The following is a 15,454-nucleotide window of genomic DNA, read 5'->3' as shown; positions in this document are numbered from 1 at the left end:
TTTATTCTTTATCCTTTGACTGCACCATTTGCCACGCCATTTAAAATCTGTTTCTGACAAATCACATAAAAAATCAGAATTGGAATCAATGCCAGAATATACGAAGCAAATGCCAGATTGTAATTAGTTCCAAACTGTGTCTGGAAATTAAGCTGTGCAAGCGGCAGTGTATTCTGTCCGGTTCCGGACATGATCACAAGCGGTGTCATAACATCATTCCAGGTTCCAAGAGCTGTCAGGATTGCAACTGTTGCATGCATTGGCATCATCATTGGAAATACAACTTTCCAATAAGTGATCCATGTGCTGGCTCCGTCAATATCTGCTGCCTCCTCAAGTGCTATCGGTATATTTTTTAAGTATCCACTGTAAAGCAGGACATTCATAGGCATATAAAATACCAGATACAACAGGATAACACCAGCACGGTTTCCAAGTCCCATTTGTGCCGTCTGCTTTACCAGAGGCATCATCAAAATAGAAAAAGGAACAAACATACCACTGACAATATACAAATAGATAAAACGAAAGCTTTTTCTTCTTGCCATGCCGCGCCCAATCACAAAGCCTGCAATTGAATGGATCAATATAGCCAGCACAATCGTTACCAGTGTAATCAGTAAACTGTTTCCAAGAGAATGCCAGAAATCAGTTACTTCCATTGCCTGGCGGAAATTATCAAAACTCCACTGTTTCGGGAAGGATAGTGCCCCTGCCACATCGTTGGTCATTTCACTGGGATTCTTAAATGCAATGATTACTGCCATATACAGCGGAAATAATACTGTAACAGTTCCCAAAATCAGAACAATCGTAAGTACCCAGTTTGTTTTCTTTTTTTCTTTTATCATAACTGCTCCTCCTTCTTATTCATGATCGTCATCTGGAAAATTGAAATCGCCACGATCACTATAAAGAAAATGACTGCATTTGCACTCTGGAATCCAAACTGTCCACCATCCATACCATTTTTATAAATCAGATAAGAGATGGATTCGGTGCTTTGTGCCGGACCTCCCTTAGTCAATGACATGATCTGATCGAATACCATGAGAAAATTCTTTGTGCTCAATACCAGATTAATCGTTACAAAAGGCATAACCAGCGGAAAGGTTACTTTCCAGAACTGTTTCCATTTACTTGCCCCATCAAGCATACTCGCCTCGTAAACTTCCTCCGGAACGGTCTGCAGGCCAGAAATATAAATAATGGTATTCATGGCAACTGCCTGCCATACACCCACGATCAGTACACCGATCCATGCATGTTTTTCACTTGCAAGAATACTATTCTGTAAAAATCCAATATGAAACACCGTTCCCACAGTTGGAAGAATATAAGTAAAAATAAAACTGAAAATATAACCGATAACAAGTCCGCCTAAAATATTCGGTACAAAATAAAGCCCACGCAATGCACTTTTGAAACGGATGGCACCGTTTAATCCCACTGCCATGATCAGGCTTAGTACATTTACCAATACAGTTCCTGCCAGTGCATATTTAAATGTAAACAGATAGCTTTTGCCCACACGGATATCGGTAAAGAGATCTGCATAGTTCCGGATGCCAACATAATCGTAGGTTCCATATCCTTTATAATTAGTAAAGCTGTAGATCACGCCTTTGATCATTGGAAGTGTATTGAATGTAAAAAACAAGATCAGAACTGGTATAATAACTGCCCAAAATGTTTTATCCCTGTTTGACATTTTCTTTTTCATTGTGCATCCTCCTGTTCTTTCTGATAATCCTGTACTTTCCGAATCAAATCCCGGTTGTAGCGCTTCCAGTCGGAGTCAAATTTTTTCAGGAACTTTTCCTGTGCATTATCGCTTTCATCCAGTAAGAATGTCTGTATCATGGCATCCACGCTCATTTCACTTGGATAATGATGATCCTGATAATCTGCCATGCGGTTATCTTCAATATAAGGACGCATATCCTCAAGGGTTTCCGGAATTGCAAAATCTCCTTCTTTGCAGGCAATCCCACCCTGATCATCCAGATAAACCTGAATAGTCTCATCTTCATACAGATATTTTAAAACTTCATATGCTGCTTCTTTATTTTTACATGCTTTCATCACAGAGAACTGCAGATCAATTCCTGAATTTAAAACATTGTCTGATTCCACATCATTTGCCGGAAATGTAAAAGAACCGATATTCATATCCGGATTGACCGATTTGATCTGTGGGATTGCATAACTTCCAATGGGAAACATGACAGATTCCCCACGGGCAAATGCTGTGCATGCATCGTTATAACCGTATGCATACGGATTTTTTTCTGCATAATCCAAAAGTGCCCGCATCTTTTCTGCTACTGGTCCATACGTATCAGCAAATGTGGTATTTCCCATATTTACCTGGTTGCAAGTATCCGAATCAGTAAGTCCGACCGCCAGTGCATTCCAAGGAGCCAGACATGTCCATGTATCTTTGAAGCCCAGATACAATGGAAGTACTCCGCTTTGCTTAATTTCATCACATAATGTTGTAAATTCCTGCCATGTAGTCGGAACATTCCAGCCATTTTCCTCAAATATATCTTTGTTATACAGAATTCCTGCCGCATTTGCCACATACGGAAGTGCATACGTACCATCCTTTGGAATAAATTCCAGTTCCTTGTCCATATCCAGATATGCCTGCTTTACCGTCTGAACCTCATCCAAATCAGAAATATCTTCAAACAGGTCTGCATCTAAAAAGTTGGAATAGTTGATATCTCCTCCGATTGCGATGATATCCGGATAATCCTCCCGGATAAAACGTGTCTTTAAAATAGTCATTGCTTCATTTGGCGATGAAATCGTCAGATGAATGTCATCATGCGCTTCATTAAACCTCTCTGCAATTCTTTCAAATGCCTTAACTGCTTCCGGCTTATAGGAAACCACTTCGATCTCGGTTTTTCCGTCTGTGCTTTTTTTACCACTGCATCCGGTAAATCCTGTTATGCACATGCCAAATGCAAACACAGCCGCAAAACCACGAAAAATACTTCTTTTTGCCATATTCCTCTCTCCTTTTCTGTAAGATAGCCGCCTTTCTATTGATAACCCAATTATAACATACCTTTATGCGACCTAAAATATCAGCATTTTTTATATTTTATGCCAAAATACAATATTTTATGTTATAATAGATGTCGATATCGCATTTTGGTATATAAAGCATGTAAGGAGCATTTTATGAGCAATATATTATTTAATATTTTTCCAAATGAGAACTTTATAGATTTGTGCATGTATCAATTTGGATATGAAAAATGTGACCCTGGCCATTCTTTTGGTCCTGCAACACGCAATCACTACCTGTTCCACTACGTTCTTTCCGGAACCGGAACACTTATGGCAGACGATGCAAAAGGCATAACACAGACTTATTCCGTAAAAAGCGGACAGGGATTTATGATTTTTCCAGGTCAGATTAACACCTACATTGCGGATGAACGGCTTCCGTGGGAATATATGTGGATTGAATTTGATGGCTTGCGCATAAAAGAGGCTTTAGGTGTCACAGATTTGTGTAAGAATGCACCTGTTTATCATTCCCACTCCAAAGAATTGCGTGAAAAACTTGCCGATGAAATGCTTTATATCGTAAATCATCCTAATGAATCTTCTTTTCATCTCATTGGTCATCTGTATCTGTTTATAGACTATCTGCTGCAGTCAGCCAAATCTACTAAGCTAGTCTCCAGTGGACGCATGAGTGATTATTATATAAAAGAAGCAATCAATTATATTGAACAGAATTTTCAGAATAACATTTCAATAGAAGATATCGCTGCAGTATGCGGCATCAACCGGAGCTATTTTGGAAAAATCTTCCGCAACTCAATTGGCCGCTCTCCGCAGGAATTTCTTATGAACTACCGTATGGTAAAGGCTACTGAATTATTAAAGCTGACATCCTTGTCTATTGCAGACATTAGTTCTGCTGTGGGATATGAAAACCAGCTTCATTTTTCCCGTGCCTTTAAAAATATTTATGGTATTTCTCCTCGAGAATGGCGGAATCAGAACAAGTAACAATAAATATATTCTTTCCTGCCAAGTCTCTTGCCTACCATTCCCCCGGCAGCTGCTGACAATCCACTCAATACTCAGCATATCAGATTCATATAGATTGCTCAATTGAACAGTGTTTAATTTCTATTCAATTTAATTAACCAGTAGGAAATGTTGCATGATTAATCTGCTGTTTTGGCTGCCTTGATACTTCTTAGGTTGACGGCTAGATACGCATTAGAGATGTCTCCATCCAAATGCTGTTCTAGCAAGGGATTTTTCCCTTGAACCCATCATTTATGATATACGGTGGCGCTTTTCGCCCCCAAATAGTGAAAGTGGGGGCACTTTCTGCCCCCACTCAGGAAATGTTGCTAAAATACTGTTTAGATTTATCATACATACAAAATGGAAGTTATCTATTTCTCCTCTTCGTTAAGACCTAGTTCATTACATATTACTTGCTATCCCTGATACCTTATTCTTTCTACCAGCGTTTCCTTTTTCAGATTACTGCTTAAAACGCAGGAAAGTACAATCTGCAACAGACCGACCAAAAAAATCATAATAAAAATTGGTACGATTGGAACATGATAGATATTCATTCCAAATATTCCATTATGTTTTGCATAGGAAAAAAGTGCATAGCCGAGCGGCAGACCAATGATCAAAGCTACGCATATGGTACCAACCGTAAACATCATTCCCTGTAACTGCAGACATAAATTTAATTGTTTATTTGTCATACCCACAGCCTGTAATACACCATATTCCTGCTTTTTTGTCGTAATATTCATGATTATGGTGTTTGCCATATTCATAAAACCGATGAGTCCTACAACCGCCATAAACAGATAACAGCCAAGCTTCATCATGCTGCTTGCAAATTCGGCAGATTGTAACTGTGCATGATAGGTATCCATTTTTATATGCGAAGTATTAGAAATCAAAGTATTCAGACTCTGTTCCACAGATGCAACATCTTTTTTATCACAGTCCACCCACAGATAGCCATAGGCTGTTCCCCTCGGATTCATGGAACGGTATACACCTTCCGGAATGACAAGATAAGTGTCCGCGCTTACAAAGGATCCTGCAATCTTTCCCTGATAGGTATAGGTTTCACTTCCATTCTCAAAGTCAAATGCAATGGATTCACCCGGAGCATATCCATCTTGTTCCATCCACATCAACCAACCAAAGAAAATTTCACCATTCTTTACCGCCTGATCATAGTCCATAGAGCCAATATCCCCGTCTTGGCGCATAAAATCAAAATCATTTTTACTCACAATATCAGCCGGAAATCTTGTTCCGTTCAGATTTACAGAGACAATCTCTCTCGTCATGACATCTGTCACTCCTGGAATGCTTTTGATTTCTTCAATCAGCGAATCATTCAATGGATCATCCGTCAGAATCGTATCCAGATTATTCTCCGGATATCTTTCATCATACTCAGCAGAATAGTCAAGCTGCAATTCAAATTGTCCATGATTAACGGAAAGACGTGCTTCATGCTCCGTGTCAATATTTCCCACATAATTAGAGATAATCACAAACAATACACAAGAAAAACCCATTGTGAGGATAGTACCAATAGTTCTTTTGGGATTACCCGTTACATTTGCCATTGCCATAGAAAACACGGTGACATTTTTTCTGCCATTTCGTTTTCCTTTTTTTTGTGTTTCTGCATTTTCTAAATACCGTGTTGCTTCGATAGGTGAAATCCGTGAAACAATTTTCATTGGTTTACGCAGTGCCAAAGCAACGGTAAGAAATGATACGAAAATACAGAGAAGCATAACAGGCAGGGAAAACAGAGGCACCTGCTGATTTTGAACTCCCATAGAGCCAGTTTTGGTTGATACAAGGTTCCCATGTTCTACCAGCCAGTTAAAACCGCATTTTGCAATCAGAAAACCAAGAAGCAATCCAACTGGTATTGAAGAAATTGTCAAAAACATACCCTCTCTGAAGATCAGTTGTTTCATCTGCTTTTTTGTCGCTCCCAGAGCCTTGATTTTTCCATACTCCTGTATCTTGTTGGCAATACCGACCTGAAAAATATTATAAATGACCACAACAGAGAAAAGTACAATTGCAAGAATCAAAACCCCGCATACCGCAATCGTTTCATAACTCGGCTGCAAGACCCATTGCAAATAGAGATCATTGACTATAATGTTTTTTTCTTCGATCCCACAAGCTGCTGCAATCTGCTTTATAACCGAATCAATATTATTCATAGATACATTTGCAGAATCATTTAAAGTAAAATAAATATTATACTGTCTGTCATTCTCTGCGACGTGCTCATCATAAAACTCCTGTGACCCGAAAGCAACATAAGATGCCTCGATGGTATACTCATCCCGATCATATAGAATTCCGCTGACAACAAATTCTTCCGGCTTATATTCTGACTGCATCCCTGTGCGGTAATCCAGTGTAACCGTATCTCCGATCTTTACATCACCATACCCCATTGCACGAAAAAATGCTCTTCCTGCGGCAATTTCCTGCATTTTTTCCGGATACTTTCCTTCCTTCAACTCATATTCTTTATTATAAGGAAGCATTTTTCTTGCAGTCTCATCCATGCAGACAAACCCGCCTTTTTCATTGCCTTTTATGATACCTTCGGTGCACATAGTGCCTGTAGCATCTATTTCCGCACGGCGGTTTACTTCTTTTAACTGCGATCCGTCTGCGGAAACAAACAGACCATAATTGCTTCCATATGATCCTGCCGCCTGACTTTTCTGTAAATGAATTACCCCATTTCCCACAGTACTGATGATAACAAGCAGCATCGTGGTCAGACAGATTGCCATCATGATCAGTATACTTCTTGTCCTGTTCCTTTTGTCATTGCTATATGCAATCCTGCTTATTGTCTTCATCTGAAATCCACCACCTGTCCGTCCTCAATCACCAGAATACGGTCAGCGACCTGTGCAATTTCGTCATCATGGGTAATCATTACAATTGTCTGTCCATATTTTTTTGCTGTCATCTTAAGCAGAGCGATTACCTCATCACTGGTCTTAGAATCAAGATTTCCTGTCGGCTCATCTGCAAATATAATTTCCGGACGATTCACCAGTGCTCTTGCAATTGCTACTCTCTGCTGCTGTCCTCCGGATAACTGATTTGGCAGATTATAAATCCGGTTTTCAATCCCCAAAGTTGCAATAATATCATTTACATACGCTTCATCCACTTTTCTTCCATCCAGCCCCAGTGGCAGTACAATATTTTCCCAGACATTAACAGATGAAACCAGATTAAATGCCTGAAAAACAAATCCGATTTTTCTTCTGCGGAAAACAGCAAGGGCATCTTCCTTCATCCTGTATAAATCTTTCCCTGCTAAAGTAACACTGCCTTTTGTCGGGGTGTCTAGCCCTCCAAGCATATGAAGTAATGTACTTTTACCGGAACCTGACTTTCCAACAATTGCGACAAATTCTCCCTGCTCAATCTGAATGTCCACCTGATTGACCGCTTTGACCTGATTCTCACCTGTGCCATAAAACTTACAAAGCTGCTTGGTTTCTAATATCACACTCAATGTGTTGCCTCCTTTTCAATTCTGTAAAACGTACCTTTTCAACACGCTTTCTTTGCCTGTTTATATATTTGGTCATTTTTCAACCTACATCCAAATTGTATCAGGATAATCTTTCATTTCACTTTCAAAAACGAGCAGAAGTCTTACAGAATTGTAAGATTTCTGCTCATTTAAAATTTAACTAACATATGGTAATTGAATCACAAACGTGCTTCCTTTTTTCTTTTTGCCGGAGGTTACCATGATCATACCTGCGTGCTTTTCGATAATTTCTCTCGATAGAAAAAGTCCGATTCCTGTACCACTCTTTTCCATGACCTCCCTGGAACTTCCTCTGTAAAATCGTTGAAAAATTTTGTGATACTCATTCTGCGGAATACCAATTCCCTGATCCTCAATTTCCATTCTTACAAGATCGTTTCTTTTTTGTAACCGGATAAATATTTTTGAACCACCCGGACTGTACTTGACCGCATTATCCAGAACGTTGATCACAGCTTCACCAAGCCATCTTTTATCCTGCATAACCATGCATGTTTCCAGCTCTTTTGCATAGTCAAAAACGAATTCAATTTCTTTCTCATCCGCTTTTGGATAAGTACAGTTCACAGCAGATATGACAGTATCCATAAGCGGAAGTTTTTTCTTATTAATCTGAATCAGTCCAGTTTCCATCTTGGATATTTCAAGAAGCGACTGCAATAATGTCTCCAGTCCATCCAGAGCACTCCGACAACGGATACGAAACTCCTCCTGTTCTGTGGCACTTAAGTCATTCTGCATCAGCACACTAAAACATGTATCCAAAGCTGCAACCGGTGTCTTTAACTGGTGAGAAATATCAGAAACCATTTCTTTCGTGTTCTCCTTTTCTGCCCTTGCTTCTTCCTTTATCAACTGAATATGATGTCCGATTGCTTCAAGCTGGTCATTCAATTTTTCCAGTTCTGCATGATTTTCCGTTTTCAGTAAATCATCAAATTTATTTTCACGGAATCTGATCAGAATTTCTTCCAACTGGTCTAAAATTTTCTGATGACACGCATCTTCTTTTTTCTTCCAATAAAGTAAAAAAGTCAAAAGAAGCACGCATATCACAGTGCTTACAGCACCGGTCACCATAACCTGATGCCGGAATTGCATATAAAATGCATTCCCTTTATTCCCCCAGTATCCATATTGCTCCAATAATCGCCTTCCCTGTTCGTTAGTTTCAATATCCTTATCCTTAAGCAATTCCGAAACAGCATCCAGCCCGGAAAATTCTTCCTTTGCAGCAATCTCTGTCATAAGATTCATTTTATATTTATAATCTTCATAAAACACATATGTGGTAAAGCAATTTAATATTGCAAACAATACTATGACAGGCAAAACCAAGGAGAGCGCTACTGTGATCTTCTTGCGATATCTCTTTGTCACTGCCTTACCTCCTGATTCCATATATACCCAAGACCTCTGATATTCTTTATATAGACCGGTGCAGCCGGATTGTCTTCGATTTTCTCACGGAGTCTTCTGATATTGACAGCGATTGTATTTTCATCCACAAAATCCCCTTCCAGATCAAACACATTTTCCAATATTTGTGTTTTTGAAAGAATCTGTTTCGGATTCTGAAGAAAAAAAGTCAGCATTTTCAACTCCGTTTTTGTCAGACTGATTTCACGACTCTTTATCAGGACTTTCATTTCTCCTGCGATAAATACGATATCTCCCGAAATCATCTTTCCGGCTTCCGTTTTCTCCTGTCTGCGGCGGAAATGTGCTTCTATTTTCAAAAGAAGTACCGAAAGACTAAACGGCTTTGTAATATAATCATCTGCCCCCGCTTCATATCCCATGACCTGATCCATCTCCTGATCTAGTGCTGTAAGACAAATAATGTATGTATTATAATTGCATCTCATCCACCTTACAAATTCCAGTCCATTCCCATCCGGAAGATTCACATCACAAATGGTAACATCCACATTATTATCACTTGCAATTCTTTTCGCTTTTTTCACTGATTCTGCTGAAAAAACCTCATATCCGGATTTTTTCAGTGAGAATGTAATTCCACGATTTAAATTTTCATCATCTTCAACTACGAGTATACCTGGCATAGCATCTGCACCTCTCTTTATTAACTATTCATCTTAAAATGCTTCAATGCCTCCACAATTGCACTCTCTTTATCTTCTGGACACTGCGGTTGCCTGCTATCTTCATTTTTAGGTAAATTAGGACTTGGAACAAGTTCCAAGTCTGTCGCGGCAGTCGTCGAATTGCCCTGCAAGCAGTCCATTCTCCTCGTTGCAACGCGCAAATTCTTTCCAACCTCAATTCCGCATTTTCTCTTTACCTGTGAGATATACAGATTGGAAACCTTCATGCCGGCATTATGTTCAGCCACATACTTCTCTATCTCATCATATGTAACCTTAGTCTCTGCAGATGTTATATCCATATCATCAAGTTCAATCGTGACATTAATGTAATCATCCGGCTTTTGTTTCAGTTGGGACAAAAGGACAACCGTCTCATTTTGTGTATCATTGTCCAAACTTAGTGTAAACTCTTTTTCTATAATCGGCAACTTAAATTCTATAGATTTCAGCCACTGACCATTCTCTTTGCGTTCTTCGTAAATCTGCACATTATCCACTAACTGCGACAGGAACTCCCGTTTCTCTGCTTCGTTCATTTGAGCATACAATTTATCAAAGAACATGAGTGCCTTGTAAATATTATCCCCTGTAATCTTATCTGCCAGCAGAGAGCGTTTCTTAGCCTTTGCAGATACCAGCAGTTCCTCTGCATCATCTATTTTATCATAAGTCTTGTACAAATGGTTCTCTAAATCTGTTTTTCTTCGCTGATAATGCTTATCCTCATAATCAAGAGAATCCATATCTGATAAAATAGTATCTTTATTATGATATAGCTTTCTTAATTGTATTTTATAATTTTCTATTTCCTGATCTAATGCACTAGTATCTACTTCCATATTTATTTTGTTGCGGATTAAATCCGAAAATTTAGGATTACTAACCAGTTTACTAATCACCTCTGCAACAGAAGCATCCAGCATTTCTTCATGCACCTGTTTTTTGTAATCACACTTATGACCTCTAGTCATATTTCTGTGTTTGCAGCCATAATAATAAAAATCCTTATAGTTACTTCCATCCTTGCGTTTCTTAATAGACTTGTTGCCATACATTCCTGCACCGCAGACAGGACATTTCAAAATTCCTGATAATAGATGAATCTTTTCTCTCTTGTCACGATTGACCTTTTCATACTTTTTAGCCTGTGCCGCCACCTTGACCTGCGCCTGCTCCCATACTTCTTCTGATACAAGAGCTTCGTGCAGACCATCTACTAACAGGTAATCGTCTTTCTTAACCTGCCTATACTCATTTCTTGTACCATGAACCTTTTCTGTCCGTCTTCTTCCATAAGAGATTTTGCCACTATAAACCGGATTCTGTATAATCCTTCTGATAAGAGCAGCATCAAATAACGGATTTTTACCATTCTGTCTGGCTATCTTATGGATTCCATGATTTTCAAGATACTTTGCAATTCCATTTGCACCCAAATCCGTATTTACATATTGGTCAAATATCATTCTGATGGCAACTGCTTCTTCCTCATTGACTTCCAGTTTTCCATCAATGAGAGAATATCCATATGGTGCAAAACCACCGTTCCATTTACCTTCCCTGGCTTTCTGCATCCTTCCTTCCATTGTCTGAACACGAATGTTCTCACGTTCAATCTCTGCCACTGCTGACAGAACAGATATCATAAGCTTCCCGGCATCTTTGGATGAATCTATTCCGTCCTCCACACACATCAGATTCACTCCAAAATCCTGCATTACTTGTAATGTTGCAAGTACATCTGCCGCATTTCTTCCAAATCTGGAAAGTTTAAATACAAGCACATAAGATACTCCATCTTTTCCTAACTTAATATCCTCCATCATCTGATTAAATGAAACTCTTCCCTCTATTGATTTGCCGGATTTTCATGCATCCTCATACTCACCGGCAATTTCATATTCATTATAGTCGCAGAACGCTTTCATTTTTGTTTTCTGTGCATCCAGAGAATAGCCATCTATCTGCATGGTTGTCGAGACACGGGTGTATAAATATACTTTGATTTTCTCTTTCTTCAATTTACATATCACCTCCAGGAAGTGCCGAAACTGCCGACAGATTGATACTGACTAATGTATCCATCTGCCTAATTGCCAAATTTCTAAGCAATATAAGTCTTTCTGATTGAGGTTTCCCCTGCTCAATTAAAATAGCATTATAACTTTCCATATTTGCCAACACCAACAACTGATTTAAATTTGCATCATCACGCACATTCCCCTTTTTACCCGGATTATTATTTTTCCATTAGCATTGGTCTGTTCAATCCATTTGGTTGGCGTCATAACAAACCTGTTTAATCCTGCCTCACTTCTAACCGCCTCGAATTGCACACGGTTAAAATCTGGATTATGAAGTTCTTCCTAAACAGCCAAAAACTCAACTGTATTTCTGTTTCGCATCCAGTTCTGAATGACAAATCTGGGATCATTATCATTTCTATATTTTGCAATATCTGTCAACGAAATATATTCATTTTCAAAATCTTTCGTGTAAATCCCAATATCAATTCCTTTTGCGTGAATAATTTCCCTAACTATTTTATTTGCCATCTCTATTCCTCCACCATGTTCTCCATCTGTTCCAACTTCTGCAAGGCTTTCATATACGCCATCAATCTTTTATACTGCGCATCTCCAAGGCTGTGAATCTGCTTTAAAATCTTAATATCCGACCTGGTAACTTCATAATCCATATCTGCATCTTTACTTTTCTAAATCTCTCATAAACTTAATCCTTTCTTTTCTCTTTTTACAAATTGGCAAGCAGTGCTCCGGTATATACCCGGCGCATTTTTGCTTGTTGGGGAAGTCTCCGTTCCACTCCGGTCCGTGCAGAGCAGACGTCCACCGGACGTCTTGCACCCCAATCCCCTTGAACTGCGGATAAACCGCAGAGCCACGCTGACGCTTTACCATAAAATCACTTTTTCTTCTTTGAATCTTCCTCATAAAGATACATTACTGCCTCAAGTGTTTTTTTCAGAAACTTTGTTTGTTCATTATGCATCTGCTTTATTTCTGCAATATCCTCTTCGTACAATTTTCCGGTTTCATTTGCTTTCCTTGCATACTGATTGAGATTATTACTAATCCTTGAATGCAAGGATATTACCTGATCCAGATCCAGCCACTTAGGAATAATCACATATCCGTTCAATGCCATCTTTCTGATATATGCACTCATGTTTTGAACTCCAGCTTCCTTCATTCGATTATGCAGTATCTCCACCTCTTCCGGTTTGAATTTTACATAAATTCCTTTTGAATACTCTTTCACTTTTCTTTTCCTCCATTTCTTTTCAAATTTGTAATTTTTAGAAATCATTCTTCCGGGGGCAATCGACAATTTCTAAAATTGGGCAACAAAAAAGCAACCGATATTACTCGATTGCCACTCTGTTACTCTTGCGAAACTATTCCTTTTTTAAAAAATTTGTAAATATTGCCTAAATGCTTTTGTGAACTTTTTCCTTCAAAAAACATTACAAATTGATAATCGACTTTTTGAAAATTATTGTTCTCAAGTTTCTATCAAAATTAGAAAAAGCCCAAACCACAAGGGTTTGAGCTTCATTTGCGCATTCACGTTTTCTGTTTTTGGGTATAGAATCTCCACTGCTAAATATAGAGTATTGGTTTGATTTTGTCAAGTCTTAGTTCTTATCTATATTCTTCCGTTAAATAAAAAAGTAAATTTCACATTGGACTTAAGGAGTTATTTCAGTTTTTCATATATCTCATCAGTTACTGTTTCACACCATTCTGATGATGTTTCTTCTCCCGGTACTTCAATTGCCAGATGTGAAAACCATTCATTCGGTGCTGCTCCATGCCAGTGTTTTACTTCTGCCGGAATATTGACACAATCTCCAGGTTTCATTTCTACTGCTTCTTTTCCTTCTTCCTGATAGTATCCACGTCCTGCAATGCAGATAAGAATCTGTCCGCCTCCGCTTTTTGCATGATGAATATGCCAGTAATTCCTGCAACCAGGTTCAAAAGTCACATTGAAAATTCCAACCTGTGACGTAGACACAGGAGCCAAAAAACTTTTCCCTGTAAAATATTGTGCAAATTTATCATTTGACTCTCCAATCGGAAATATCATCTTTTTAGCATGAGCTCTCATTGCTTCATCTTCATACGAAAGATCACCTTCGTCTATACTCCAGACATCTTTTGCAAGATTGAATGCCGCCCATCCTTTCGGCCACCCTGCATAAAATGCTATATGTGTAATCACGGCTGCAATTTCTTTCTGAGTCACTCCATGAGCTTTTGCATTTTCAAAATGATGTACTAAAGATGTATTAATCATTCCTGAAGCGATAAGTGCTGTGACTGTTATAATACATCTTGTCTTTACATCAATATCCTGATTATTCCAGTTTTCTCCAAATAAAACATCATCATTAAAATGTGCAAACTGTGGTGCAAATTCATTTAATGCGTTTCTTCCTGCTGTCTGTACAATTTTTTTCACTTTAATCACCTATCCTTATTTTAACTGTGTTCCATCCTTAAAAGCATTTCCCACACGTGCTCCAAGTCTGTAATATCCGTGATGTACCGGGTCATATGTAATTGGCGTAAATTTACTAAGATCAATTTCTCCGTCATCACCGAGATATTTCTCATCTGCACTTACATTTTTGATTTCTGCAAGATACTTGCTTTCATCAATAACTTTTACAAGTTCACACTCAAGAGTCAATGGAAGTTCATTGATGACTGGTGCATTTACATATTCACTCTTCGTTGTAGTAAAGCCTGCTTTTTGCATCTTATATGCTTCTTTATTTGCAGAAACAATTCCCACATAATCGCAGGCAACCAGATGTTCAAGATCTGCCACCCCTACTGTAAAAGCCTTATTTTTTATAATATTGTCTGTTGTCTTATGGGCAGACAAATCTACAATAATCTCATTTGCACCTACAATTCCGCCCCATGCAGCGTTCATTGCATTTGCCTTTCCATTTTCATCATAGGTTCCCAGAATCATAACCGGCTGTGGATATAAAAATGGCTTTGCTCCAAAATTCTTTCTCATTGTCTTATCTCTCCTTATTCTTATTTTTGCCCGTCTACCGTTGGCACTGTTCTTTTATACATTTATTATAAGCAGTTTGCATATTTTTCAGAAGTTCCTGTTTGTTTGTCAGTCTTAACCTTATGGTTATTTGTTTATCTCCATCTTTATCTGCCCGATCCATTCTGTAATCACATCTTCCGAAGTTTCCAGATGGTCTTTACCCATAGAATCAAACTGAATCTGCATTTCATGTACAAAGGCAGCTCCTTTGCACTTGTCCTTCATATCTTTAATTACATGCCCCGGCCATCCACCATTTGTCATAAATGGAATCACTGTCTTTCCTGTAAAATCATTTGTTGTCAAAAATGTAAGCACTGCAGGTGCCATCGTATACCACCACGTTGGAGTTCCGATAGCAATCACATCATAATCAGCAAGATTTACAGATATCGGATTGATCTGAGGCATAAAGCCTGCCTCTACCTCTCTTTTTCCCTGTTCAACCACATCTTCATGACTGCCGCTGTATGGCTCTGTTGTTTCGATTCTCGCAATATCTGCACCTGTCCCATTAGTCAGCTGCTCTGCAATTCTTTTCGTGTTTCCATTTGACCAGGAATAATATACAACTAACATTTTCTTCATTTTTATATCTATT

Annotated in this window: 13 protein-coding genes and 2 pseudogenes; 1 reads left to right on the top strand and 14 read right to left on the bottom strand. The window is 38.6% G+C overall.

All coding sequences use genetic code 11. The annotated features are described in order from the left end of the window. Nucleotides 1–8: 8 nt before the first annotated feature. From AB5916_RS00150 to AB5916_RS00140, 3 genes are read right to left on the bottom strand one after another with little or no spacing between them, the layout of a single operon-like run. On the bottom strand, nt 9–851 hold the full coding sequence (locus tag AB5916_RS00150; protein WP_158422818.1) for a carbohydrate ABC transporter permease: 843 nt from the start codon (nt 849–851) through the stop codon (nt 9–11). Then, a complete protein-coding gene (locus AB5916_RS00145; protein ID WP_158422819.1) occupies nt 848–1,723 on the bottom strand; it encodes a carbohydrate ABC transporter permease in 876 nt (291 codons plus the stop codon). The genes AB5916_RS00150 and AB5916_RS00145 overlap by 4 nt, the downstream gene beginning before the upstream one ends. Next, the gene (locus AB5916_RS00140) at nt 1,720–3,021 is read right to left on the bottom strand and encodes an ABC transporter substrate-binding protein (protein ID WP_158422820.1); all 1,302 of its coding nucleotides are present in this window, start codon (nt 3,019–3,021) and stop codon (nt 1,720–1,722) included. The genes AB5916_RS00145 and AB5916_RS00140 overlap by 4 nt, the downstream gene beginning before the upstream one ends. A gap of 177 nt (nt 3,022–3,198) precedes the next feature. On the opposite strand from AB5916_RS00140, the gene AB5916_RS00135 reads away from it, so the two are divergent. Continuing rightward, nucleotides 3,199–4,041, top strand: a complete 843-nt coding sequence (locus AB5916_RS00135) for an AraC family transcriptional regulator (RefSeq protein ID WP_368188830.1) — start codon at nt 3,199–3,201, stop codon at nt 4,039–4,041. 443 nt (nt 4,042–4,484) lie between these two features. Here AB5916_RS00135 and AB5916_RS00130 read toward each other — a convergent pair whose 3' ends face one another. The 11 genes and pseudogenes from AB5916_RS00130 to AB5916_RS00080 all read right to left on the bottom strand — a co-directional run bounded on the left by AB5916_RS00130 (nt 4,485) and on the right by AB5916_RS00080 (nt 15,441). After that, complete coding sequence (locus AB5916_RS00130; protein WP_368188829.1) at nt 4,485–6,929, bottom strand: ABC transporter permease; 2,445 nt, start codon at nt 6,927–6,929, stop codon at nt 4,485–4,487. Next, a complete protein-coding gene (locus AB5916_RS00125; RefSeq protein WP_118544324.1) occupies nt 6,926–7,600 on the bottom strand; it encodes an ABC transporter ATP-binding protein in 675 nt (224 codons plus the stop codon). The genes AB5916_RS00130 and AB5916_RS00125 overlap by 4 nt, the downstream gene beginning before the upstream one ends. Before the next feature lie 177 nt (nt 7,601–7,777). Then, nucleotides 7,778–9,043, bottom strand: coding sequence for a sensor histidine kinase (locus AB5916_RS00120; RefSeq protein WP_368188828.1), 1,266 nt, complete (start codon nt 9,041–9,043; stop codon nt 7,778–7,780). Then, on the bottom strand, nt 9,019–9,708 hold the full coding sequence (locus AB5916_RS00115) for a response regulator transcription factor (RefSeq protein WP_008120506.1): 690 nt from the start codon (nt 9,706–9,708) through the stop codon (nt 9,019–9,021). Before AB5916_RS00115 ends, AB5916_RS00120 begins: the two co-directional genes overlap by 25 nt. A gap of 395 nt (nt 9,709–10,103) precedes the next feature. After that, nucleotides 10,104–11,774 (bottom strand): annotated as a pseudogene (locus AB5916_RS00110) (recombinase family protein); the annotation flags it as partial. Nucleotide 11,775: 1 nt separating this feature from the next. Continuing rightward, nucleotides 11,776–12,308, bottom strand: a pseudogene (locus AB5916_RS00105) (KilA-N domain-containing protein). Between the two features lie 2 nt (nt 12,309–12,310). Further along, a complete protein-coding gene (locus AB5916_RS00100) occupies nt 12,311–12,451 on the bottom strand; it encodes a hypothetical protein (protein WP_368188827.1) in 141 nt (46 codons plus the stop codon). A gap of 227 nt (nt 12,452–12,678) precedes the next feature. After that, the gene (gene mobC, locus AB5916_RS00095; RefSeq protein WP_368188826.1) at nt 12,679–13,035 is read right to left on the bottom strand and encodes a plasmid mobilization relaxosome protein MobC; all 357 of its coding nucleotides are present in this window, start codon (nt 13,033–13,035) and stop codon (nt 12,679–12,681) included. 438 nt (nt 13,036–13,473) lie between these two features. Continuing rightward, entirely contained in the window at nt 13,474–14,241 is a 768-nt protein-coding gene (locus AB5916_RS00090; protein WP_368188825.1) for a carboxymuconolactone decarboxylase family protein, read from the bottom strand. A 15-nt stretch (nt 14,242–14,256) separates the two neighbouring features. Next, nucleotides 14,257–14,811, bottom strand: coding sequence for a flavin reductase family protein (locus AB5916_RS00085; protein ID WP_368188824.1), 555 nt, complete (start codon nt 14,809–14,811; stop codon nt 14,257–14,259). 126 nt (nt 14,812–14,937) lie between these two features. Beyond that, nucleotides 14,938–15,441: a flavodoxin gene (locus AB5916_RS00080; protein WP_368188823.1), complete on the bottom strand. Its 504-nt coding sequence runs from the start codon at nt 15,439–15,441 to the stop codon at nt 14,938–14,940. Between the last annotated feature and the right edge of the window lie 13 nt (nt 15,442–15,454).

The sequence above is a fragment of the Blautia sp. 1033sp1_1033st1_G9_1033SCRN_220408 genome, assembly GCF_040929965.1.
Taxonomy (GTDB): domain Bacteria; phylum Bacillota; class Clostridia; order Lachnospirales; family Lachnospiraceae; genus Blautia_A; species Blautia_A ammoniilytica.
This window is presented reverse-complemented; position numbering and strand designations above follow the sequence as displayed.